The 24293-nt window shown below is 72.2% G+C and carries 17 protein-coding genes; 6 read left to right on the forward strand and 11 right to left on the reverse strand.

The genetic code is table 11. The features are described from left to right. Nucleotides 1–43: 43 nt before the first annotated feature. On the forward strand, nt 44–1063 hold the full coding sequence (locus ACIREE_RS30125; protein WP_404158931.1) for an NAD(P)/FAD-dependent oxidoreductase: 1020 nt from the start codon (nt 44–46) through the stop codon (nt 1061–1063). Between the two features lie 168 nt (nt 1064–1231). Further along, nucleotides 1232–2134, forward strand: coding sequence for an SDR family oxidoreductase (locus ACIREE_RS30130; protein ID WP_404158933.1), 903 nt, complete (start codon nt 1232–1234; stop codon nt 2132–2134). Nucleotides 2135–2178: 44 nt separating this feature from the next. On the opposite strand, the gene ACIREE_RS30135 is transcribed toward ACIREE_RS30130, so the two are convergent. After that, nucleotides 2179–2625, reverse strand: coding sequence for a PPOX class F420-dependent oxidoreductase (locus ACIREE_RS30135; protein ID WP_404158936.1), 447 nt, complete (start codon nt 2623–2625; stop codon nt 2179–2181). Nucleotides 2626–2757: 132 nt separating this feature from the next. Beyond that, nucleotides 2758–3597: an enoyl-CoA hydratase/isomerase family protein gene (locus tag ACIREE_RS30140; RefSeq protein WP_404158938.1), complete on the reverse strand. Its 840-nt coding sequence runs from the start codon at nt 3595–3597 to the stop codon at nt 2758–2760. A gap of 139 nt (nt 3598–3736) precedes the next feature. On the opposite strand from ACIREE_RS30140, the gene ACIREE_RS30145 reads away from it, so the two are divergent. After that, a complete protein-coding gene (locus ACIREE_RS30145) occupies nt 3737–4330 on the forward strand; it encodes a TetR/AcrR family transcriptional regulator (protein WP_404158940.1) in 594 nt (197 codons plus the stop codon). Then, nucleotides 4327–5838: an MFS transporter gene (locus ACIREE_RS30150; RefSeq protein ID WP_404158943.1), complete on the forward strand. Its 1512-nt coding sequence runs from the start codon at nt 4327–4329 to the stop codon at nt 5836–5838. Before ACIREE_RS30145 ends, ACIREE_RS30150 begins: the two co-directional genes overlap by 4 nt. Here the strand turns inward: ACIREE_RS30150 and hemC are convergent. Beyond that, nucleotides 5726–6658 carry a hydroxymethylbilane synthase gene (gene hemC / locus ACIREE_RS30155; RefSeq protein WP_404158946.1) on the reverse strand — a complete coding sequence of 311 codons (933 nt, stop codon included), beginning with the start codon at nt 6656–6658 and terminating at the stop codon, nt 5726–5728. The genes ACIREE_RS30150 and hemC overlap by 113 nt on opposite strands. A gap of 92 nt (nt 6659–6750) precedes the next feature. On the opposite strand from hemC, the gene ACIREE_RS30160 reads away from it, so the two are divergent. Further along, complete coding sequence (locus ACIREE_RS30160; RefSeq protein WP_404158949.1) at nt 6751–7293, forward strand: hypothetical protein; 543 nt, start codon at nt 6751–6753, stop codon at nt 7291–7293. A gap of 9 nt (nt 7294–7302) precedes the next feature. On the opposite strand, the gene ACIREE_RS30165 is transcribed toward ACIREE_RS30160, so the two are convergent. The 8 genes from ACIREE_RS30165 to ACIREE_RS30200 form a co-directional block, all read right to left on the reverse strand. Then, entirely contained in the window at nt 7303–7560 is a 258-nt protein-coding gene (locus ACIREE_RS30165) for a hypothetical protein (RefSeq protein WP_404158952.1), read from the reverse strand. Continuing rightward, a complete protein-coding gene (locus ACIREE_RS30170) occupies nt 7557–7775 on the reverse strand; it encodes a hypothetical protein (protein ID WP_404158955.1) in 219 nt (72 codons plus the stop codon). The genes ACIREE_RS30165 and ACIREE_RS30170 overlap by 4 nt, the downstream gene beginning before the upstream one ends. 53 nt (nt 7776–7828) lie before the next feature. After that, nucleotides 7829–9133, reverse strand: coding sequence for an alpha/beta fold hydrolase (locus tag ACIREE_RS30175; protein WP_404158958.1), 1305 nt, complete (start codon nt 9131–9133; stop codon nt 7829–7831). Nucleotides 9134–9228: 95 nt separating this feature from the next. Then, a complete protein-coding gene (locus ACIREE_RS30180) occupies nt 9229–10257 on the reverse strand; it encodes a LacI family DNA-binding transcriptional regulator (RefSeq protein WP_404158961.1) in 1029 nt (342 codons plus the stop codon). A gap of 89 nt (nt 10258–10346) precedes the next feature. Beyond that, nucleotides 10347–11771, reverse strand: a complete 1425-nt coding sequence (locus ACIREE_RS30185; RefSeq protein ID WP_404158964.1) for a BNR repeat-containing protein — start codon at nt 11769–11771, stop codon at nt 10347–10349. Between the two features lie 37 nt (nt 11772–11808). After that, nucleotides 11809–14997 carry a family 78 glycoside hydrolase catalytic domain gene (locus ACIREE_RS30190; RefSeq protein WP_404158967.1) on the reverse strand — a complete coding sequence of 1063 codons (3189 nt, stop codon included), beginning with the start codon at nt 14995–14997 and terminating at the stop codon, nt 11809–11811. A 45-nt stretch (nt 14998–15042) separates the two neighbouring features. Further along, the gene (locus ACIREE_RS30195) at nt 15043–18408 is read right to left on the reverse strand and encodes a glycosylhydrolase-like jelly roll fold domain-containing protein (RefSeq protein WP_404158970.1); all 3366 of its coding nucleotides are present in this window, start codon (nt 18406–18408) and stop codon (nt 15043–15045) included. A gap of 33 nt (nt 18409–18441) precedes the next feature. Beyond that, nucleotides 18442–21030 (reverse strand): beta-L-arabinofuranosidase domain-containing protein, encoded by a 2589-nt coding sequence (locus ACIREE_RS30200; protein WP_404158973.1) that lies wholly within the window; start codon nt 21028–21030, stop codon nt 18442–18444. Between the two features lie 265 nt (nt 21031–21295). Between ACIREE_RS30200 and ACIREE_RS30205 the strand changes: the two genes are divergently transcribed. Then, entirely contained in the window at nt 21296–24292 is a 2997-nt protein-coding gene (locus ACIREE_RS30205) for a glycosyl hydrolase (protein WP_404158976.1), read from the forward strand. The last annotated feature ends 1 nt before the right edge of the window (nt 24293 follow it).

Raw genomic sequence — 24293 nt, forward strand, 5'->3', positions numbered from 1 at the left:
GAGCGGAAAGACACAGCGCTCACAGCCGGACGAGGTGGTCATCATGCGGAACCAGGAACAGAGCGAGAACGCGTACGACGTCGTGGTCGTCGGCGGTGGGGCCGCGGGCCTCGCGGCGGCGCTGATCCTGGGCCGGTCGCGCCGCTCCGTGCTCGTCGTCGACGCGGGCGAGCCACGCAACGCGCCGGCCGCGCACATGCACGGCTACCCCTCGCGGGACGGCATGGCGCCCGCCGCGTTCCTGGCCGAGGTACGGCGCGAGGTCGCCGCGTACGGCGTGGAACTCGTACGGGACAAGGTGACGGCGGCCGAACCGGACGGGTCCGGCGCGTTCGACGTGGCACTCGCGGGCGGTGGCCGGGTGCACGCACGCCGGCTCGTCGTCGCCACCGGCCTGGTCGACGAACTGCCCGACCTGCCCGGCGTCGCCGAGCGGTGGGGCAACGACGTGATCCACTGCCCGTACTGCCACGGCTGGGAGGTGCGGGACCAGGCGATCGGCGTGCTGTACGCGAAGGCGTCGGGCATCCACCAGGCCCTGCTGTTCGGTCAGCTCTCGGACGATGTGACCCTGTTCCTGGACGGCGCCGACGAGGACGGACTCCCCGACTCCGACTGGCAGCTGCTGGCGGCGGCCGGGGTGAGCGTGGTGAGCGGCAAGGTGGACGGGCTCGTCGTGACCGACGACGCGCTGACCGGGGTGCGGCTCGCCGGCGGCCGGGTGTTCCCGCGCTCGGTGTTCGTCGTGGCGCCGCGCATGGTCGCGCAGGACACGCTGCTCACCGCGCTCGGCGCCCGCACCAAGGAGACTCCGGCCGGGCCGTTCGCCGAGGTGGACCCGACCGGGCTGACCAGCGTGCCCGGCGTGTGGGCCGTGGGCAACGCGGCGGGCCCCGCCGAGCAAGTGGTGAACGCGGCGAGCGCCGGGTACCGGGCCGGGGTCACCATCAACGTCGACCTGCTCCACGCCGACCTGGACCGGGCGACCGAGCGGCGCCGGAGCGGGGTGTTCTCACCGGAGGGCGAGCGGGCGGTGGCGCGGGCCCGCGCGGCGGGGGTCTGAGCGTTCGGAGCGATCGGCGTGTTTGCAGCGACCTCCGCATTCGGAGCATCCGTCACGTTCGGAGCGTTCGTCACGCTCGGAGGAGCGTCCGTCACGCTCGAAGCATCCGTCGCATGAAGTGCCGCGCGGGCATGGAGGGTTGAGCGCCCAAGGAGTATTCATGCCCGCATGACGTCCTCCAGCGCAGCGCGCGGCCTGCCCGCTCCTCCCCCGCTCGGCGCCACGGCGCTGCCTCCCGGCACGTACGACGGCCGACTCGTCATGGTGACCGGGGGCGGCACGGGCCTCGGCCGGGCGATCGCCGCGGAGTTCGCCCGGCTCGGCGCCGCCGTGCTGATCGTCAGCCGGAGTGCGGAGCATCTGACGCCCGCCCGCGAGGGGTTGGCGGCCATCGAGGGCGCCGGGCCGGTCACGGCGGCGGCCTGTGACATACGGGACGCGGCGCGCATCGCCGAGGTCTTCGACGCGGCCGCGGCCGCACACGGTCGCACCCCGGACGTCCTGGTGAACAACGCGGCCGCCAACTTCCCCGTACCGGCGGAGGATGTGACGCCGAACGGCTGGCGTTCCGTGGTCGACATCACGCTCAACGGTACGTTCTTCATGACCCGCGAGTTCGGCCGCAGGCACCTCGCCGCGGGCACCCCGGGCTCGGTGCTCGCCGTCGGCGCCTCGTACGCGTGGACGGGCGGTCCGGGCTTCGCGCACAGCGCGGCGGCGAAGGCCGGCGTGAAGAATCTGGTGGAGACGCTGGCCGTGGAGTGGGGGCCGTACGGCATCCAGGTCAACGGCCTGGTGCCGGGCCTCATGCCGCACGACGACATGACGCCCGACATCCGCTCCCACCTCGGCAGGGCCGAGGACCCCGGCGCCCGGCAACCCGCTCTCCGGGTGGGCGCACCAAGGGAGTTGGGCTGGGCCGCGACCTTCCTCGCCTCCCCGTACGCGCGGTTCGTGAGCGGGCACACCATGGTGGTGGACGGCGCGAACTGGCAGCGGCGCGGCCTCGTCAACGAACCCGTGACGACGGTGCGGGAGCAGCTGGGGCGCGAGCCGTTCGAGGCCGGTTGACCAGATGGACCGGGCGACCGGGCGTACGGGCTGCGTGACCGGGCTCAGCCGATGCGCTGCCCGTACACGTGGTCGACGCTCATCTCCATCAGTACCCGGCGGTCGGACACCATGACCGACCGGTACTCGTCCCAGTCCGGGTGCTCGCCCGCGGCCTTGCGGTAGTACTCGACCAGCGCGTCGACCTCGGGGCCGTGCGGGTCGGTGCCGGGTCCCGTGAGTTTCACCGCGCCCTCGGCGGTGGCCCAGGTCCCGGCGTCGGGGCCGGTGACCTCCAGCGCGGCGCGCGGGTCGCGGCGCAGGTTCGCCGTCTTGGCGCGGCCGTCGGTCATCGACACGTACAGCGTCTCGCTCTCCCGGTCGTAGAAGGGCGTGACCGGCGACAGTTGGGGACGGCCGTCGGACTTGAGCGTGGCGAGAACGCCGAGACGGCTCTCCGCGAGCAGGGCACGCGGGTCGAAGGGCGCGGCGGTGTCGGGTGCGGCGGTCATGATCACCTCTCCATCGGGCAGGGCCTCGGGGCGCCCGGGGCCGTTCGGTCATCGTGACCCATCCGTCGCCGCCGCGGGCCGCACTCCGATGGATCAGGCCACCCGCGCGTCGCCCTCCGTCAGGCGGTCGGCTCAGGCGCCGCGGAACTCCGGGGGCCGGCGGCGGGCCTTCGCCGTGAAGCCCTCGGCCGCGTCGTCGGACGTGAGGGTGAGGGCCGCGCTCATGGCCACGCGGTCCAGGGCCGCGTCGAGCCCGTGGTCGGCGTAGGCATCGATGTCCCGCTTGACGGACTGCACGGCGAGGGGTGCGTTCGCTGCTATCTCGGCCGCCACTTCGCGCGCGGCACGCTCCAACTCCTCCCGGGCCACCACCTGTTGCAGCAGGTGAAGCCGGTACGCGGTGTCCGCGTCGATCCGGCGCCCGGTGAGCGCGAGGAACTTCGCCCAGCCCGCGCCCGCCTCCCGCGCGATCCGCAGATCTCCGCCCGCGTCGACGGCCACCCCCAACTGGGCCTCGGGCAGGGCGAACACGGCATCGTCAGCGGCGACGCGCACATCTGCCATCAGCGCGAGTTCGAAACCGAAGCCCAGACAGTACCCCTGCACGGCCGCGACCACGGGCTGTGGAAGCCGTGCGAACGCGGCGAACCGCTCGTGCGCCCAGCGGATGCCCTCGTAGTAGGCGCGGCCGCGCGCGGAGCCGCTCTCGCCCTCGATTCCGCCGCCCGGGGCGCTCACGTCGATGCCCGCGCAGAAGGCCCGGCCCTCGGCCCGGAGCAGGACGACGCGGATGCGGTCGTCGAACCGGATCCGGTCGGCCATGACACCGAGCTGCCGGCTCGACTCCCAGCTCCAGGCGTTCAGCCTGGCCGGGCGGCAGAGCGTGAGGACCCCGATGCCGCTCTCCTCCACATCCAGGCGCAGCCGGCGCGCCTCACCACCGGGGATCTCGGTGTCGGTCGTGTCGATCATGTGGCCCCCTGCCTGTCGTCGCGGTACGGCGCGGTGCCGGCGGCGCGCAGCGTAGCGGCGATTCCCGGCACCTTAAAGGGCCGAACCACCACCTGATCGCCGGTAGACAGCGTCTACGGGTATCGGGTAGACAGTGTCTATGCAGACGGAGAGCACGAACGGCGGGCTTCGCGACCGCCTCATCGACACCGGCGTCGCCCTGGTGGACGCGGAGGGCGCGGCGGCCTTGTCGCTGCGGGAGATCGCCCGCAGGGCAGGCGTCTCGCATGGAGCGCCCCGCCGCTACTTCCCTACGCACCTGGAGCTGCTGTCGGCGATCGCGCGGCGCGGCTTCGCGGACCTGGGGGCTCGGGCGGCGAACGCGGTGCGCGAGGAAGGGGCGGACACAGCGACTCCGCGCGCGCGGCTGGCCATGCTGTCCCGGCTCTATCTCGACTTCGCGGCACACCATCGCGGCATGTACGAGTTGATGTTCCGTCATGACCTGTTGGAAAGCGGCGAGTTGGGGTTGCGGGAGACCAGTCTGCCGCTGTTCAACACGCTTGCCGACTTGGTGGCGGCGGTACGCCCGGACACCGAACCCACGGTCGTGGCAGGCGCGTTGTGGGCGAATCTGCACGGTGTGGCGCAACTGTGGGGATGGGGAAGTCTTCAACTCGCTCTCGGAGTCGACGACATCGAGCCACTTCTCACCTCGGTGCTCGACGCGCATCTGGGACCGGCTCCGCGATGAGCGTGCTGTCACACCGCCGCGTCACGCTCGCCGGCAGCGTCGTCGGCGCCGTCCTCGTCGCCCTCGACGGCACGGTTCTGACCATCGCGAGGCCCGCCCTCCAGCGCGACCTGGACGCGTCGCTGACCCAGGCCCAGTGGACCAGTACGGGCTATCTGATCGCGGTGGCGAGCCTGTTGGTCTTCGCGGGGCGGCTCGGCGACCGGTACGGGCACCGGCGGCTCTTCGCGATCGGCATGCTCGGGTTCGCGGCCGCGTCGGCGGGGATCGGGTTCGCCCCGGGCATCGGCTGGGTGATCGCGCTGCGTGTCGTGCAGGGCGTGTGCGGCGCGCTGCTGCAGCCGGCGACGCTGGGCATGCTGCGGGCGGCGTACCCACCGGACGAGCTGGGCATGCCGATCGCGCTGCGGACGAGCGCGATCGGCATCTCGGCGGCGGCCGGACCCCTGGTCGGCGGCGTCCTGACGGCTCATCTCGGCTGGCGCTCGGTGTTCTTCCTGGGAGTGCTGCCCGCGGTGGTCATCGCGGTGCTGGTGCTGCGCGTACGGGATCCCGAGGCATCGGCGGCGCCGCGGCAGGTCGGCCTGGATCCGGGCGGTGTGCTGCTGCTCGGAGCGGCGCTCGCCTGCACGGTCACGGCCCTGGTCACGCTGCCCGACGCGGGCTGGTCGGTCGGCACGGGGCTGGCCGTGGGCGGCGCGGCCGCCGCGACCGCTGTCCTCGTCCGGCACGAACGCCGTACGCCGAGTCCGCTGCTGCCGCCGTCCGTCGTGGCCTCACCGGTCGTCGTGTCGGCTCTGGCCATCCTGCTGGCCGCCTCGGCCGCCTTGTTCGGCACGTTGTTCGTGGCGTCGTACTTCCTCCAGGACGTCCTCGGGCTCGACGCTGTCGACACGGCGCTGCGCATGCTGCCCGCCGCTCTGTGCATGATCCTCGCGGCGCCGCTGAGCGCGGTGCTGCTGCGCCGCTTCGGGGCGCGGGCGACCACGGGTGCGGGCATGGCCGTCCTGGCGCTCGGCGTCTTCGCCTTCGGCCGCCTCGACGAGACGGCCACGGCCCTGGCCGTCGGGGCCTGCGCGTTCGCGACGGGCGCGGGCTTCGGCACGGTCATGGTCAGCGCGACCGAGGTACTCGTCCGACGCGCGGCGGCGGGCGACGCCGGAGTGGCGGGCGGCCTCCAGCAGACGGCGATGAACGTGGGGCCGACGCTCGGCACGGCCGTGTCCGCCACACTGCTCGCGACGGGCCGGGACTTCACCGCGTCGATGGGTACGGCGCTGACCGTCCTTGCGGTCCTGACCTGCGCGGGCGCGGTGGCGGCACGGCAGCTCCCGCCCCGGCCCTCGGAGCGGACTCATCGCCGCCGCCCATCGGATGCCCCGCCATCGGGCCGGGTCAGTGCGCGATGCCGTCGATCAGTTCCCGCGCCCCCTGACGCAGCAGCGCCACCGCCACGGACATGCCCAGGGTCGCGGGGTCCAACGGACCCGCCCACTCCTGGGCGTTGAGCACCCGCTTCCCGTCGGGCGTGAAGACGCTGGCCCGCAGCGACAGGTCGCCGCTGCGCTCGGCCCGCGCGTATCCGGCGATCGGTGAGTTGCAGTGGCCCTGCAGCACGTGCAGGAACATACGCTCGGCGGTCGCCTCCCGCCAGGTGTCCCGGTGCCCGAGCCCGCTCACCCTGTCGAGGGTCGCCTCGTCGTCGGCGCGGCACTGCAGCGCCAGGATCCCGGCCCCGATCGGCGGGCACATCAGCTCCGGCGACAGCACATCGGTCGCGAGATCCGGGCGGCCGATCCGTTCGAGCCCCGACAGGGCGAGCAGCAGTGCGTCCGCGTCACCCGCGGCGAGCTTCTCCATCCTGCGGTTGGCGTTGCCCCGCATCGGGACGCAGTGCAAGTGCGGGTGCGTAGCGGCCAGTTGGGCCACCCGGCGGACGGACGACGTCCCGATCCGGGTTCCTTCGGGCAGCTCGTCGAGGGTCCGTCCCTGCGGATCGATCAGCGCGTCGCGTACGTCGTCACGCTTCAAGTACGCCCCGAACGTGCACCCTTCGGGCAGTGGCCGGTCCGCGGGAATGTCCTTGAGGCAGTGCACGGCGAGATCGGCGCGCCCGTCGAGCAACGCCTGGTCGACCTCTTTGGTGAAGGCGCCCTTCCCGCCGAGCGCCGCGAGATCGCCCATCCACTTGTCGCCGCTGGTGGTGACGGGGACGACCTCGGTGCGCACCTCCGGGTGCAGCGCGGCGAGTTCGGCGCGGACGCGCTCCACCTGGGCGAGCGCCATCGGAGAGGAACGGGAGACGATACGGATCAGCTCGGCAGCCATCCGGCCACGATAGTGGTCCGCGGGCCCGCCGATTGACCAAGCGGAGCGAAAGGGCGGCGCGTGTGGGCAACTCCACCTGGCACGCTGCGCCCATGGACGATGATGTGGAAATACTGCTTCTCGGCGGCCGGGCCGGCGTCGGCAAGACGACGGTGGGGTGGGAGGTCTCGGTGTTCCTGCGCGCCGCGGGCGTCCCCCATGCGGTCATCGAGGGCGACTTCATGGGGCAGATCCATCCCGCTCCGGAGGGGGATCAGCACCGTTCGGAGATCACCGAGAAAAATCTGACGGCGGTCTGGGCCAACTTCGCCGAGCGCGGCTGTCGCCGGCTGATCTATACGAACACGGCGAGCGTGCTGTCCGGGACGACGGGCATGTTCGAGCGCGCCTTGGGGCCGAAGGTCCGGATCACCCGCGTGCTGCTCACCGCCACGGACGCGACCGCCCATGAGCGGCTGACGGGCCGCGAACTCGGCTCCGAGCTGGAGCACGAGCTGGCGGCGAGCGCCCGCAAAGCGCGGCTTCTGGACCAGGGGGCCCATCCGGGAACGCTGCGGGTGGTGACGGACGGGCGGCCCGTCGTCGACATCGCGCGCGACGTGGTGACGGCCACCGGCTGGAGCGGGCAGCGCTGACCCTCGCGGCTACGCGGAGCCCAGCGGGCAGGACCGGGCGTGGTACCAGTACCGGCGGGTCTGCTCGCTGTCCTCGTCGCCGCCGTCGGGGGCGCCGCAGGTGCACTGCCCCGCGCGGGGGTCGATGAGTTCCGCGGCCTCGCGCCGGCCGACCTCCCGCAGCTCCACGGCGAGCTGATGGGCGTAGTCCTCGACGAGCTGCGCGGCGGACGCCGCGGTGTGGCCGCCCCGGCGCAGCTCCTGGATCAGCTTGGAGCGCGCCATCATCGTCGTGGCTCTTCGGGGGCGCCCTTCAGGAGGCGCCGCAGGTACTCGCGGCTCCATCCGGTGATCCGGGCCACTTCGGCCTGTTCGCCGCGCTTCGCGTCGTCCTGGCGCAGGATCGCGACGGCTTCGGCCTGGAGGTCGAGGCGTGCGCCTTCGAGCGCCTCCTCGGCATCCCGGTAGCGCTGGGCGGCGAGTTCGAGCTTGGCGGTGTCCACGCCCACGAGTCTGCCACGAGTTCGGCCAACCGAGTTGGCCGAACCGCCCACCGTCACACCTCGCCGCGCACCATGCCCAGCAGCCGGTCGAGTACGCGCGGGCCGCCCGCTCGCAGCCCGTCGTGCTCGAACTCGTTCGTGACCCAGGGGCGCAGGCCGCGGATCGCGCCGGCCGTGCGCAGGGAGTGGCCCGTGTCGACGTACATGTCGTCGTGGTAGACGGCGGCGGCCACGGGCACCTCGTTCGCCGCGAGCCGGGTCGTGTCGTACAGGGGTGACCAGTCGGTGCGCGCGGCCAGGTCGTGGGCGACGTCCCGCAGGGGGCGCAGGGCCGGGTCGCAGTCGAACTGCCACGGGTGGATGGACTCGCCGGTGAACATCAGCGCTGCCCCGGAGGCGAGCGCCTTCTCGCCGTCGAACTGGGGGAACTCACCGCGTACGCGCTCCGCCGCCCACTGTGTGGCGCGGCCGCCCTGTGCGTAGATCGCCTCGTGCAGCAGCGCGTAGATCGGATGGCCCGCGTAGGACAGAGCCGACGCGACCTGTTCCTGGAACGCGTCCGACAGTTCGCGCCCGGCCGGGGTACGGACGAACGCGTCCTCGAGCAGATAGTGCAGCCGGTCGCTGCCGTCGCCGCCGCCGAGCCAGATGCCGAGCGACTGGAAGGCTTCCAGGGTGAGGCGGTAGCCGTTCGGGAGGACGGGCTCGTGTTCGAGGACGTGCGCGGCGATCTCCCGCGCCCGTTCGACGTCCATGGGGTAGCGGGCGTAGTGCGCCCGGACCTTGCGTTCGATGCGCGGGTACGCGGCCCGGTACACGTCGTCGGCGTGCCCGTCCAGGGACGGCAGGCCGCCGGTGAGGAGCGCCGCCGTCAGCCCTTCGGGCGCGGTCGACAGGTAGTGGGTGGCGCAGAAACCGCCGAAGCTCTGGCCGAGGATCGTCCAGGGCGCGCCGCCCGTGACCTGGCGGCGGATCAGCTCGCAGTCGCGGACGATCGCTTCGGCGCGGAAGTGGGTGAGGTGGTCGGCCTGCGCTCCGGCGTCACCGCGCAGCGGGAGCGTCTGCCGGTTGACGGGGGTGGAGGCGCCGGTGCCGCGCTGGTCGAGCAGGAGGACACGGTAGTCCTGGAGCGCGCGGCCGAGCCAGGCCTGTTTGCCGGAGAACCGGTTGGCGCCGAAGCCGGGGCCGCCCTGGAGGTAGAGCAGCCAGGGCAGTTGCTCGTCGGCGCGGTCGGCGGCGACGGCCTCCCGGGCGTAGATCTCGATCCGCTCGCCGTCCGGGGCGTCGTGGTCCAGGGGGACGGAGAAACGGCGGTCGGTGAGGACGACCCCGGGCTGGCGGTAGCTGACGGCGCTCAAATCGGCTCCTGCGGCAGTTCTGCATACGGTGCGGGCGGCCCGGATTCCGGACACCGGGGTCCTCCGCCCAGTTCAGCACACGGTCGCGGACGAGGTCAGCGCGGGCCCAGGCTGGAGCCGCGGACGACGAGCTCGGGCTGGAGCACGACGCGGCGGTGCTCGTGTGCGGTGCCCGGGTGGTCGGCGGCGGCGATCTCCTCCAGGAGGAGGTCGGCGGCGAGGGCGCCCATCGTGACGGCGGGCTGGCGCACCGAGGTGAGCGGTACCGCGGCGGCGGCCGCGAACTCGATGTCGTCGTAGCCGACGATCGCGACGTCCTCGGGGACCCGCACCCCGGCCGCGTACATGGACTGCAGGACCCCGAGGGCGAGCAGGTCGTTCGCGCAGAAGACGGCGGTGGGGCGGTCGGCGAGGCCGAGCAGGCGGGCGCCCGCGTCGCGTCCCGCGCCGACGTCGAGGCGTTCGGTGGGCAGTTCGTGCAGGGCCGAGGCGGGCAGCCCGGCCTCCTCCAGTGCGCGCAGCGCGCCCTGGCGCCGGTCGTTGACCTGGTTGAGGGCGGGGGGTCCGCTGACGTAGGCGATGCGGCGGTGGCCTGCGTCGACGAGGTGGCGCACGGCGAGGGCGCCGCCGTTGACGTCGTCGACGGAGACCGAGCATTCGGTGGCGCCCTCGGCGACGCGGTCGACGAGGACGAACGGGATGTCGTGCCGCCTGAACCCCTCCACCGTGGGCCCGGTCGCCTGGGCGGGGGTGAGCAGCACGCCGCGCACCCGCTGTTCGGCGAAGAGCGACAGGTACTCGGCCTCCTCGGACGCGCTCTGCGCGCTGTTGCACACCATGACGCCGAGGCCCGCGTCGCGGGCGGCGCGCTCGGCGCCGCGCGCGACGTCCACGAAGAACGGGTTGCCCATGTCGAGGACGAGCAGGCCCATGATGCGGCTGCGCCCCGCACGCAGCTGGCGGGCCGACTCGCTGCGGACGTAGCCGAGCCGGTCGATGGCCGCGAGGACGCGGGCCCGGGTCTCGTCGGCGACGGTCTCGGGCCGGTTGATCACGTTCGAGACCGTGCCCACGGACACCCCGGCGACACGGGCGACGTCCTTGATCCCCACGGACTGAGCCATCGGGCGTGGACCTCCAGGTGAGCGGGTGCGGCAGAGGGAGTCTACGTGGGAGGGCCCGGTCGTTGTTCGGTCGGTCGGACGGCCCGAGGTCAGCCGGGCAGCGCGAAGTCGGCCACGCGGATCGGTGAGGGTGTGGTCCCGGTGGAGGCCTGCTGGTAGAGGACGGACAGGGTGCCGTCGGCCTTGAGGCGCAGTTCGTCGATGAGGACCTCGCCGTAGGCGTTCAGGTCGGCGCCGTCGTACAGAACGCGCCAGTCGGTCCAGCCGCTCGCGGCCGAGGCGCCGACGATCTTCGCGCGCGGCATGATCGCGTACGCGTTGTCGTGCCGGTCGAAGGCCAGGCGGCTGCGCTGGGTGGAGTGCGGCGCTTCGGGGATCTCCGTCTTGTGCCAACTCCCGGCGGAATCAAGGTACATGTGGAAGGTACGGGCGTTCGCGACGCGGTCGGCCGCGTAGCTGGTGGTGCACTGGCCGAAGCGGCCGGGAACGTACGACCACAGGGCGTGCGGGCGGCCCGCCGAGTCGACGGCCTGGCTCTCCTGGTTCATCAGGGAGTGGTCGGGGCCGATGGCCTCCACGACGGTGCCCGTGTCGGTGACAGCGACCCGGTCGGCGGTCCCTGTCACGCCCACGCGCGCGCCCGACACATCGCGCCAGGTCCGGCCCCGGTCGGCGCTCGACACGTACGCCATCTCGTGGTTGGACAGACCGCCGGGGCTGCACATCACGGACGCGTTCTGCTCGCGCCAGGTGAAAAAGACGTGCAGCGACCGGTCGGGCCCGTAGTCGAAGCCGTTCACGTACATGCTGCGGGCGGTGCTGCCGCCGTGTTCGGAGGTGTACCTGCCGGCGGCGTCGGACCACTCCCCCAGGTTGCGCCAGGCGGACCCGTCGTACTCGGCGAGCGCGGCCTGACCGTTGCCCGACACCCCTGTGCGATACAGGAGTTGCAGGCGTCCTTCCGGTGTGGCGAGGAACTGGGGATAGGTGAACTTGTCAGTGAGCGGCGTGCCGTCCAGGGTGTTCTGTACGGGGCCGAAGTGCGCGGCGCTCCAGGAGAACCGCCCGGGGTTCGAGACGAGGCCCCGCGCCGACTTGAGGTAGAAGAACGCGTCGCTGTGCGCGTCCATGAGGACGTGCAGGCGGCCGTCGAGAGGGGAGACGCCGAGGCTGATGACGTTGTGGGAGTCGTCGTAGCGCAGCTGGTGCGGGAGGCGCAGGGTCTGCCACGGCCCGTGCGGCAGGCGCCTGCGGGCAAGGACGGCGGTCCGGTCGGCCGTGTACCAGGCGGCGTACTGGTGACCGCGGTAGGTCAACAGGCCGCTCTTCTGGAACGAGTTGTTGTTGACGAGCCCGTCGTAGGAGATGAAGTAGAGCGCCTGTGCGTCGAGTTGGGTGTCGGAGACGAGGCGGGCGGGGGGGCCGGGGCGGGTGGCCGCCCCGGCTGCCGCGGACGCCATCGGGACGGTGGCTGCGGCGAGCGCGCCGAGCAGGATGGTGCGGCGTGCGGGCACGTGAACTCCTCTTGCGGATGGCTGGGTTGATGGCCGGTCACTGCGTCGGCGTGTACGTGGACCGGAACGTCCAGGCCCCGGAGCCGACCTCGTAGGTGCTGACGCCGTCCTTGTGGCGGAGGAGTCGCGCACCCTTCGGTGCCGTGACCTTGCCGGAGGAGGCGACGGGCACCTCGACCTCGGCCGTGCTGCCCGCGGGGACGCGCGCCGTCAGGGTGAGCCGGCCGCCGTCGCGGCGCCACCGGCTCGCGGCCTCGCCGTAGGGCGTGGTGTAGGTGGCGCTCGCGGAGGTCAGGTCGCCGACGACGGCCGGGGCGATGCGCAGTTCGCGGTAGCCGACCGAGTCGGGGGTCTGGTCGAGACCGGCCAGGCTCCGGGTGAACCAGGCGTCGATCGCGCCGAGCATGAAGTGGTTCTGCGACTGGCCCGAGCCGCCGTCCCAGCTCTCGCCGAGCGTGGTGTTGCCGGCGAGGACCTGATAGCCGTAGCTGGGCGAGGTCGTCTGCGTGGCGATCTTGTAGACGATGTCGTCCCGGCCGGACCGCGACAGCACGCGGAACGCGGCGGGCAGGGATATCTCGCCGAGCAGCAGGTGGTGGTCGGCCGCCTGTACGGAGGAGACCAAGTGGGCGAGCAGGCGCGGTCGTTGGCCCTCCGGGTAAGCGCCCATGTCGAGGGCGAGTGCCTCGGCGCCCTGCCCGCCGCCGCCGAACGTCCCGGACTCCTGGTCGTAGTACGTGTCCGAGAGTGCCCGCGCGCTCGCGTCCGCCTTCGCGCGGTAGGCGGCCGCGTCGTCGTCGTTGCCGAGGACACCCGCGATGTCGCTGAGCGCGTCGACGACGCGCCAGTACCCGTACGTTCCGGAGACGGCCTTGGGGAAGGTCTTGTCCGGGGTGAACCAGTCGCCGAGCGAGTAGTCGAGGATGCCGCCGGAGACCTTCTGCTCCAGGAAGGTCACGTACTTCTTCATCTGCGGGTAGTACGCGCGCAGGGTCTCCTGGTCGCCGTATGTCGTGTAGAGCTGCCAGGGCACGAGGACGAACGCGCCGCCCCAGTTGGCGTCGTTGCGGTAGGTGCCGGCGAGCTCGACGTAGTCGGGGACGGTGGACGGGATGAGCCCGTCGGTGGTCTGCGCGTCGGCCATGTCGCGGACGATCTTGCGGAGGTAGGACCGCATGTCGTAGTTGGCGGCGAGGGTGGGGAAGACGAGCTGGTCCTGTTCGAGCCAGCCGAGTTTCTCGCGGCTGGGGCAGTCGGTGAGGACGCTCATCATGTTGCCCTCGACGGCGCGGCGGGTGATCGAGTGGATCCCGTCGATCAGGTCGTTGGAGCTGGTGAAGGTGCCCGCGGAGGCGTTGTCGGTGCGCAGCACCTTGCCTCGCACGGAGACCGTGGCGCCTTCCGGAAGGCCTCGCAGTTCGACGTAACGGAAGCCGTGGTAACTGAACTTGGGGTGCCAGGTCTCGGTCTTCGCGCCGCCCGTGGTGTAGCTGTCCCACAGGGGTGCGCCGACGTTGCTGATGGACTGGTTGGCGTGTCCGTCCTTGAGGCCCTCGGCCGGGTAGGCGCGGATCGTGGTGCCCTTGGGCGCGGTGACGGTGAGTTCCGGCCAGCCCGCGATGTTGCGGCCGAGGTCGAAGACGCGGCTGCCGGGTGCGGCGCCGGACACCTCGGTGCTCTTGAGGGTCTCGACGACGCGGACGGGTTCGGTCTCGCGGGCGCTGAGGGCGGCGGGGAGATCGGCGGCGTCGACCCGCGCCGCCCGGCCCCAGGTCGCGTGGGAGCGGCCGGGGGCGCGGCGGGCGTCGTAGTCCTCGCCTCCGTACCAGTTGGAGGAGGTGGTCGCGCCGAGTGCGGTGCGCCAGTCGGTGCCGGAGGCGATGCGCCGTACGGTGCCGTCGGCGAGGGTGATCTCCAGCCGGGCGATCAGCTTGGGGTCGGCCTTGTTGCCGTAGAGCTTGCGGTAGCGGTCGGCGGTGGAGAGCTGGTTGGAGATGCCGTTGCCGAGCTCGACGGACAACGAGTTGGCGCCGCCACGCAGTTGGCCTGTCACGTCGTACGTTGCGTACTGGACGCGGTCGGCGAAGTCGGTGTTGGCGGGTTCGAGGACGGCGTCACCGACGGGCCTGCCGTTGACGTTCGCGTCGTAGACGCCGAGCCCGGCCAGGTAGAGGCGGGCCTTGCGGACGCCCTTGGGGAGGGTGAAGTCCTTCGCGAACAGCGGGAGTCCGGAGGGAAGATAGGGCTTCGGCGGCTCCTGGCCGGTGACCTGGGCGGCCGTGGCGTACGGCCCGTCGGCCGCGTCCGCGGTGGCGAGGCTGTAGTCGACGGGGAAGCTGGGGACGCGGCCGTCGTCGGTGAGGACGTCCGCGCGGGGGTACAGGACGACCCGGTCGAAGGTCGTGGTCCCCTTCAGGTCGAGGGTGACGGTGACGGGTGCGTCGGCGCTCTCGTGGGGCAGGCTCGCGTAGCCGGCGGCCTGGTTCCAGGCGCTGTTGGTGATGCCGTCGACGGCCAACTTCGTTTCCCACACCTTGCGTTCGGTGTCGGTCTCGGACGCGGTGACGGTGGCGCCCCGGGCGAGGTCCGTGTCGGGGTCCGCCGAGTCCTTCACCTCGATCTCGGCGAGCTGGAGGCGGTGGGCGAGGGCCGGGAAGTCGTCGGCGAGCGGCAGACCCAGCTTGGTGACGTCGAGCCGTACATAGCGTGCGGTGGTGCGCGGCAGTTCGACGGTCACCGGCTGGACGGTGCGCTTGCTCAACTCCCAGTCCTTGTTGGTGATCCAGTCGGCGGACCAGTCCTGCGCGTCGGTGAGACCTGTCTCGAACACGGCGGGCGCGCTCCAGGCGGCGGCGCGGGCGGCCCCCGGCGACCACAGCTGTACGCGCCAGTACACGCGGGTGCGGGAGCCGATGTCGCGACCGGCGTACGTGGACTGCGGAACGGCCGAGTCGACCTTCCCGGAGTCCCACAGGTCGGCGCGGCCCGCGGCGAGTGCGGCGCGGCTGGTGGCGGCCTGGACGCGGTAGGCGCGCTGGGCGGCGCCGCGCAGCTGCCAGCTCAGTTCGGGCGTGGTGTCGTCGATGCCGAGTGCGGTGGCGAGGTGCTGGGTGCGCAGCGCGGTGGCGGTGCTGCCCGCGCCGGGTGCGGCCGTGGCGGACGGCGCCACGGTGACGAGGGCGGTGAGCGCGGTCGCGAGCAGCAGGGAGTGTCTGCGTCGGGTCATGGCGGAAGCCTCCGGGTTCAAGGACAGGCGTTCAGAGACAGGCGCTCAGGCGCGGGACGGCGCGAGGTCGACGGTGAGGGGTCGGCGGGGGTGCAGGACGACCGGGCCGAGGAGGCCGGACGGCAGCGGTTTGTTGCGTTCGTTGGAGAGGGTGTTGGCGACGCGGACGGCGAGCCGGTTGACGCCGGGCCTGAGTCCTTCCGTCACGTCGACGACGTACGGGGACCAGAGCGCGGGAGCGAACTCCTGACCGTTGACCGTCACTTGAGCGACTTCGCGGACCGTACCGAGGTCGAGCAGCAGGCGGCGTCCGCGCAGCGCGGCGGCGTCCAGGGTGACGTCCTTGGTGTAGGTGCCGCTCCCGGACCACAGCGGCGCGATGTCGCTCCAGCTGCCGAGCGGGCGGGTGACCGGTGCGGCGCCGTCCTGGGCGAGGGTGAGGGTCCAGTCGCCGTCGACGGGGATCGGCGTGAGCGGGTCCGTGACCTTCGCCGTGCCCGTGTAGGTGCGGTCGCCGTCGCGTCCGGTGAGGCGGTGGGTGCCGGGGGCTTCGGCGAGGACGGTCGCGCGCAGGCCCTTTTTGTGGCGCGACACGGCGGTGACCGCCCTGACCTGCACGCCGCCGGTGTCCGTGAGATGCGGGGCGGTCGCGCCCCGGTGGCGTACGACGACGGCGAGGGTCTCGTACGGGTCGAGGACCAGCGGCAGCCTGACGCCGTCCCGGGTGGGCAGGCCGCGTACGGGTGCGGGCCCGACCGTGCCGGTGGCCGGGTCCCACAGTTCGGGCTCGCCGCGGGCGGGCAGCAGGGCTGTGGTGTTCACCCGGGTGCCGCTCTCGTTGTTGAACAGGAACGCGGTGTCGCCGCCGCGTGTGGTGCGCAGGACGCGGACGGCGTCGGCGGCGGGTTCGAGGACGGCGGCCTGTACGGCGGTCTCGCGCACCACCGCGGCGAGAGCGTCCGGGTCGGCGACGCGGGTGGCGCGCTTGTTCCGGAAGAGCGTGGCCAGCTCCCGGGCGAGCGCCGATTCGTCGCCGTCGGCCGCGAGCGCGGGCGGCTCGCCGACCGCGACGACGGTGCCGCCCGAGCGGACGAATGCGGTCAGGGCTCGTGCGGTCGCCGTGTCCAGTACGGGAGTTGCGGGCAGGACGACGAGTTCGTACGCCGCCTTTCCGACGTGCAGCAGCCCCTTCTCGGTCTCCGCGTGCGCGAGCAGCGCCTTGTCCCCGCTGAGCGCGCCCTCGTGGACGAGGTCGAAGTCGACCTGTGCGCGCTCCAGGGCGTAGGCCGCCTCCGCGAAGGCGTCGTCGACCTCGCCCTGTCGGGTGGTGCCGGTGAACTGCTCGGCGGCGCGCTGGGGTTGGAGCAGTGCGGTGCGGGCGGCAGAGGTGCCGCGGCCCAGTTCCATGACGCGGCCGATCCATGCGGAGATCGGCGACATCGTCCACCACCAGGGGTTGCGTGGGCCGATCGGTGGCGCGAAGTAGACGTGCGTCTCGTCGGTCCACAGGGCGTGCAGGACGGCGAGGTTGACGCCGCGGGTGGCGTACGCGCCGACGAGGGCCCGCATGAAGTCCGGGGCGATCTGCCAGCCCATGTTGCCGAACATCTCCATGAGGACGCGCGGCCGGCCGGTCTGGTGGGCGACGGAGGCCGGGTTGCGCGGGTCAGTCGTCGGGGTGTTCAGCTCGTACTCGGCGGTGATGCAGTCGCCGCCCGGCACCTGCGCCCACTGGTTGATCTTGTGGAGGTCGCCGGTGGAGGCGATCCGCTTGGAGGGGGCCGTCTCGTCGTAGAGCGGGTTGGTGATGAGGCGCACGCCGCGTTCGGCGTACCACTCGGACTGCTTCTCGAAGTACCGCGAGAACCGGTCGGACACGGCCTGCCAGTAGCGTCCGCGCAGTACGCGGCCCCGCTCGCCGAGGTCGTCGAAGGCGCTCGCGTACGCACGTCCGGGCTCGGCGTCGACGGCGCCGAGGGCGGCGGCGAGCGTGGGCGACCAGGGGCGGCGCTTGAAGGAGTGCGGCTGGGCGGAGGCGATGAAGGGTTCGTCGTCCCAGAAGCCCTTGATGACGGTGCCGAAGTAGCGGTGGAAGCGGCGGTGGTACTCGCCGGGCACGATGTCGAGGAACAGCTCGACCGGTGCGTCGTCGAGCAGGTCGAGGTAGCCGCGCGCGTAGCCTGTCGAGTCGTCGATGAGGTCGAGACCGCCGAACAGGTCGATCTGCCATTCGCCTTCGGGAACCTGCCAACTCCCCTTGCCTATACGGCCGGTCAGCTCCACGAGGTCGTCGGCGTCGGCCGAGCCGACCGGGCGGGCGGTCGCCGCTGCGGGTGCGGGCGTGCCCTTCGGCGCGGTCCTGGTCGCGAAGGCACCGGCCGCGGACGAGTCGTCGTACGTCTGCGTGTAGAGGGTGGCGCCGTCGGTGCCGGTCACCTTCAGCTCCTCCCACAGGGAGCGCTGCCCGTCGCGGGCGTGCACGCCGACGCTGTGGCGGGTCGACGCGGTGTCGGTGACGCTGCCTTTGTCCTTGGCGTCGAGGGTGACGGAGACCGTGGCCCCGCTCACGGTGACGGCGAGGGTGTGGAACTTCGTCTTGTTGAATCCGTCGGTGCGGGTGGACCGGGCCAGCTGCGTCGCGTCCCCGTCGGCGACGCGCGAGAGGGTGACGACGCCGGTCTGGTCGAACTCGACGAGCAGCCCTTCGCGGCCGTCGGACGAGGCGCGCACCAGCAGTCCGGCGGCGAGGACATCGGGCTTGGCGCTCGCGGTGACGGTGCAGTCGCCCCAGTCGGCGCCCGCGCTCAGCACGGCCGGTCCGGCGAGAACGGCGGCGTCGGCGACGAGCTGCCCGGCGTCGACCCCGACTCCCGTCGTCTCGGTGAGGCTGATGGTGCGCGGCCCCTGGACGACGGCGGTCGACCGCCACAGCCCCTTGAGCCGTAGCTCGGGGTGCGGCTTGTAGGTGCGTGAACCGACGGTGCCGCCGTTCGTGATGAAGTACCCGGCGCGCCCGCTCGGGAAGTGGTTGTCGTTGAACAGCCACACCTTCATGCCGGTCTTCCGGGCGGTCTCCAGGACGTGCCCGACCACGTCGAACCAGCCCTCGGTGAAGAAGGCGGGCTGCATCTCCGCGTTGTCGTAGGGGAAGACGACGACCTCGTAGAGGCCCTTGGCCCGCAGCTCGGCCAGCTGCGTGTCGACGAGTTCGTGGGTGACGGGCCCGTTCCAGTACCAGTACACGGCGGGCCGGCTGTCGCGGCGCGGGTCGGCGAACCCGTCCGCGTCGTAGGTGGCGGCGGCGCGGTCGGCGAAGGCGACGCCGGGCAGGCCGCCGGTGAGGGCGGCGGCGGTGAGCGCGGAGGCGGCGACGAAGCCGCGTCTGGACAGGGCGGAGTGCTGTTCGGGCATGGCGAGGCTTTCTGCGAGAAAGAGAGGGGTGGCTCAGGCGCGGGCGAGCGCCGCGACGTCGGCGGCGGGCAACGCCCTGTTGTGGATGCGGAATCCGGCGACGGCGCCGTGCAGATACGGGTGGCTGGGGTTCTGGGAGCGGCCGAGGTAGTTCCGGGTCGTCGCGCCGAGCAGCAGCGGCGAGGAGACGAAGGCGTCGTTGCGGCCCGCTTCGGCCCCGTCGACGTACAGGACTCCCCCGCCGCCGCCGACGGTGAGCGCGACATGGGCCCAACTCCCGGTCGGCAAGGGCGCGTCGGCGTCGACGAAGTCCTCGCCTTCCATTCCGGCGATCTTCAGCGCGGCGCGGGGGCGCCCGGTACCGGTGCGGGCGGCGAGGAAGAGGTAGGTGGACTTGTGGTAGCCGAGGTCGAAGACGCGTGCCGAGTTCGTCTGGGTGTCGACGCGGACCCACGCGCTGACGGTGAGCTCGGTGAGCCCGGTGATCAGGCCCGGCGGCAGGGCGACATGGCCGTCGACCCCGTCGAGGGTGACGGCGGCGGTGTGCCCGTCGCGGCCGGTGGCCCAGCCGGCGCCGCCGGTGAGGCGGCCGCCGGGATGATGGCCGACGGTGTCCGCGACGGCGCTGCCCGATCCTTCGGCGAGAAGGTAGCGGGCCGTCTCGCGGGGGCGGCCGGGGCGCGGCACGGTCGCGAAGTAGACGTTGTAGTGCTGGTGGTGGATCTGGTGGAAGGGCCGGAGAGAGACGGCGCCGCCGCCGACTTCGAATGCCGTGAACTCAGCTCCCCCTCGGCCGACTTGACGCACCGAAGCGCGGTCGAGAGCCTGGATGGTGGGCGAGTCGGCGGTGCCGTACGCGCCGGCGAGGACCAGCGGCCCGTAGGTGAGGGCCTGGACGTGCGGGTTGTCGGGGGCGGGCCGCCAAGTCAGGGCGCGGGGGAAGGTGAGCTCGACCGTGTCGCCCGTCTTCCAGTGCCGGTCGAGGGACAGGTACGAGCCCGGCACGGCGTCGGACGTGTCGACGGCCCGCCCGTTGACGCTCACCCGGGCGGTGAGAGGCCGGTCGGCGTCGGCCAGCCAGGCGGGGATGCGCACCTTGAGCCGGAAGCGGGCCGCGCCCCGGGTCACGGTGATCCGCACGGGACCGCTGGTCACCGGGTCACCGCCTGTCTGACGCAGCGTCACACCAGTTTCACGCCAGTGCACTTCGGACGGAATGAACAGGTTCACGTACAGCTCGGCGCGTCCCGCACCGGCTGTCCTGAAATAGATGGTGTCCGCGAACTTCGTGTGCGTCTCCAGGCCGGTGCCGTGGTCGCAGGAGAAGTTGTCGTAGTCACCGCTGTAACTGCCGGGCGCGGAGCCGAGCCCGCCCTTGGGCTGCCGCTGTGAACCCGCCCAGAGGCCGGTGTAGTAGGTGACGAAGCCGTGCGCGGAGTCGGGGTCCTGCTCGCCGAGCATCTGGTTGTACAGGGCCCACTCGTGCTGGTCCATGTACGCGGCGTTGGCCGGATCGTGCAGGAAGAGACGGCGGCCCAGCTTGAGCATGTTGTACGTGTTGCAGTTCTCGCAGGTCTCTTCGGAGAGGCGGCTGACGATCTCGCCGGGCGGCCCGAAGAACTCCTGGTTGGCGTTGCCGCCGATGGCGTACGAGTGGTCGCGGACAACGATGTCCCAGAAGTGCGCGGCGATCGAGCGGTAGCGGTCCTCGCCCGTCGCGTCGTACATCCGGGCCGCGCCCACGACCTTGGCGATCTCGGTGTTGGCGTGGTGTCCGTCGAGTTCGTCGCGTCCGGCGGCGAGCGGCGCGAACAGGTCCTCCTGGTCGAAGCGGCGCGCGGTGCGCAGCGCGGTCGCGTCACCGGTGGCCAGATGGAGGGCGGCGAGGACTTCGTTCATGCCGCCCCACTCGACGCGCAGGACGTTGCGCACCCGGGTGTCGTCCAGCGGGGCCATCCGCTTCTCGACCCAGCCGGCCATGGCGGTCACCACGTCGAGGGCCTGCCGGTTCCCGGAGAGCCGGTACTGGTCGAGGAGTCCGGCCATGATCTTGTGGATCGTGTAGTACGGCGCCCAGGGCTTGCCGCCCGCCTCCAGGTCCGTGAAGACCTGCTCCGGGAAAGCCGAGAGGTAGCCGTCGGTGAATCCGGCGGCGGGCGCGGCCTGTTGGCACTCGGCGAGCGCGTTCACGAGGTACCGGGCCTTGTCGGCGTACTCCTTGTCGCCCGTGTTGGCGTGGGCGAAGGCGAGGCCCGAGAGGAGATGTCCGGTGGTGTGGCCGCGCAGTTGGACGTCGGGGGCCTCCCAGCCGCCGCAGGGCTCGGCGGCCGATGGCAGGCCGGCGTTCGCGCGGAAGGTGTGCAGCAGCCGGTCGGGGTCGATCGCCTTCAAGTAGGCGCAGGTACGCCGCATGTTGGCGCGGAACGGGCTGTCGAGGAGCGTCACGTCGGAGAGCGGGAACTCGGCGAGCGGCGCGCGGGGCGCGCGAGCCCCTGCCCCTGCCCCCGAGACCTGGGTGGCGGCTGCCGCCACCCCACCTGTTCCCACGCCCAGCGCGGCGGCCCCCGCCACCGCGCCCGTTCCCGCGACGAAGTGTCGTCTCGTCACCTGTGGTCCGGGCATGCGGCGGCTCCTTTGCGCGTCCGTACGGGAGGGGGAGAGCGGCGTGGGGGGGCTCGCCACGAGGGCGTCGGCCAGGGCGACTTGAATCGTTTCGCTCGGCACCGTCGGCAACTTTGCGCGAGGCCGCATCACCTGTCAATCCGCTTGCACAGGTGCGTTTGGTGCACACCTCTTGCCACTGGTCACAGCTGCACGTAGGTTCCTGCACCCCACATTGAATCGTTTGAACCGTTCAACTCCCCTGTGACCAGGGACGAGGAGAGTCATGAGCCTGCGCCGTCGGACCGTGCTGAGAATGGGCGCCCTCGCCGGGGCCGCGACGGCGTTGCCGTTGCCCGGTGCGGCGACGGCTCTCGCACAGGGTTCCGCGGTGGGGAGGCCGGCGGGGGGCCTGCGCGACCCGGCGCCCGCCGTACGCCCCAAGTTCCGCTGGTGGTGGCCCGACGCGCTGGTCGACACCGGCGAGATCGCCCGTGAGATCCGGGCGATCGCGGCGGCCGGCTTCGGCGGTGTGGAGATCGCGGCGGTCACGCACAGCATGGACGAGCAGCTGGACACCGTGCGCTACGGCTGGGGCACCACGGCCTGGCGGTCCGCGATAGAAGCGGCGCTGCGCGAGGCGAAGAGGCACGACGTGGTGGTGGACCTGACGATCGGCCCCGCGTGGCCCGCCGCGGTCCCGTCGATCACACCGGACAGCAAGGGCGCCGCACAGGAACTCGCGCACGGGATCGCCCTCGTGGAACCCGGGACGGCGTACGAGGGCCCGGTTCCGGCCGCCGTGAACGCTCCCGAGGACGGCGTCACCGACCAGCGGCTGCTGCTCGTACAGGCGGTGCGGGTCACGGCGGGCGGCTCACCGACGGCCGTGCCCGTCCCTCTCGACCAGGCCACCGTCACCGACGTCACCGACCTGGTCACCGGCGGGCGGCTGGCCTGGACACCGCCCGACGACGGTGCGACCTGGCTGCTGGTGGCGTACTGGGAGCGCGGTTCCGGCCAGCGCCCGGAGGGCCGCGACCACACCACTCCCCTCGCCTACGTCGTGGACCATTTCAGCGACGCGGGCACGCGCGCGGTCACCGACTTCTGGGAAGGGCACATCCTCACCCCCTCGATCCGCGGGCTGCTCAAGGCGACGGGCGGCACGCTCTTCGAGGACTCCATCGAGATCGAGACGGACGCGACGCTGTGGACCCCGGCGCTGCCCGCCGAGTTCGAGCGGCGCATGGGCTATTCGCTCCTGCCCTACCTCGCGACGTTCATCGAGAAGAAGGAGAAGTACGTCTTCAGCTTCGGCTCGTCGCTCGACAAGGCGATCCGGCGCGACGTGATGGAGGTCGTCACCGAGCTGTACGTCGAGCACCACCTGCGCCCGCTGCAGAAGTGGGCGCACACGCTGGGCCTGAAGCTGCGCATCCAGCCGTACGGCCTGGAGACCGACGCGATCTACAAGTCGGCGCTCCTGGATGTCACCGAGGGCGAGTCGCTCGGTTTCAAGAACCTCGACGATTTCCGCTGCCTGGCGGGCGGCCGGGACATGGGCGGCAGGCCGCTCGTGTCGAACGAGGCGGGCGGCACCGCGGGCGGCGCCTACTCCACGACCTGGTCCGACACGCTGAAGAAGCTGGTCACGCAGTACGCGGCCGGGGTGAACCAGGCCGTCTTCCACGGCTTCGCCTACGCGGACGCGCCGGGCGCCGCATGGCCGGGCTTCGCCGCGTTCTCGCCGTACAAGGGGGCCGCCGGGTACGGCGAGGCATGGGGCCCGCGCCAGCCGCTGTGGCGGCACACCCCGCAGGTCGCGGACTTCCTGGCCCGGATCCAGAGCGTCCTGCAGACCGGTGTGAACAAGGTCGACATCGGAGTGCTCCGGCAGAAGGGCTACGCGGGTTCAGGGCTCGGGGCACCCTGGTTCACCAGCGACGGCGTGCCGGTCGGCTGGACGCACACCTTCCTCAGCCCGCGCCTCCTGGACCTGCCGTCGGCAGTGGTCAGGGGCGGGCGGTTCGCACCGGACGGGCCCGCGGTCAAGGCGCTGCTCGTCGACGGCGACATCATGATCAACCGGGAGCACACGCTCCAGCTCGACGTCGCCGAGAAGCTGCTGGGGTACGCCCGCGCGGGTCTGCCGGTCATCCTGATCGGCGACTGGTCGGACGCCCATGTCCCGGGCCTGGCCGGCCCCGGCGACAACGATCGGCTGCGTCAACTCCTCGTGCGGCTCCAGGCATTGAAGACGGTCCATGTGGTCGCCGACCGGCCCGACGTGCCCGAGGCCATCGCCGCGCTCGGCCTCACGCGCGACGTCGAGTACGCCCAGTCGTCGATGCTCCTCAACGCCCACCGCGCGGACGCGGACGCCGACTACTACTTCTTCGCCAACGACGCGGTCAGCAAGAAGGGCTCGACCGGCACCCGCATCACCCACGACGTCACGCTCACCGCACACGTGAAGGGCGCCGTCCCCTACCGCCTCGACCCGTGGACCGGCACGCTCACGCCGCTCGCCCTGTACAGGCGCCTCGCCGACGGCCGGCTCCGCCTGACCGTGGACCTGCGGCCGGGCGCGGTCACGGTGGTGGTCCTGGCCCGCCCCTCGGGCGACGTTCCCCGGCGGCACGCCACCGAGACGGGGGCCGACGACGTCCGCGTACGCGAGGGCGGGCGCCTTGAGATCCGGGCGTCGGCGGCGGGCACGTACACGACCACCCTCGACACCGGGCGCACCGTCTCGACGAAGATCGGCGCGGTCCCCGCCCCCGTCGCCCTCACCTCCTGGAAGCTGACCGTCGACGACTGGCGGCCCGGCGCGAGCGCCACCGAAACCGCCCACGAGCGGCACGAGTTGACGCTCGACGCGCTCGCGCCCTGGACGGGACTGCCCGGCCTTGAGGACGTCTCCGGCATCGGCACCTACCGCGCCACCGTGCGGCTCGGCCGGGAGTGGACGGCGGCGCACGGCGCGTCGCTCGAACTCGGCGGCGTCTTCGACACCTTCACCGTGCGCGTCAACGGGCACGACCTGCCGCCCGTCGACCAGCTGACCCGCGTCGCCGACCTCGGCAGCCTCCTGCGGCCTGGCGCCAACACGATCGAGATCGAGGTGGCGACGACCCTGCTGAACCGGCTCCGCGTCGCCCGCCCGGCCGTGTTCGGCGGCGGCAAACGGCAGGAGCGGCACCTCCCAGCACCGTCAACCGCTCCCCCACCATCACAGAGCGCCTTCACAGCGCACCTTCACCGTCGAAGGGAAACCTGAC

This window comes from Streptomyces sp. NPDC102467, from assembly GCF_044765445.1.
GTDB lineage: Bacteria > Actinomycetota > Actinomycetes > Streptomycetales > Streptomycetaceae > Streptomyces.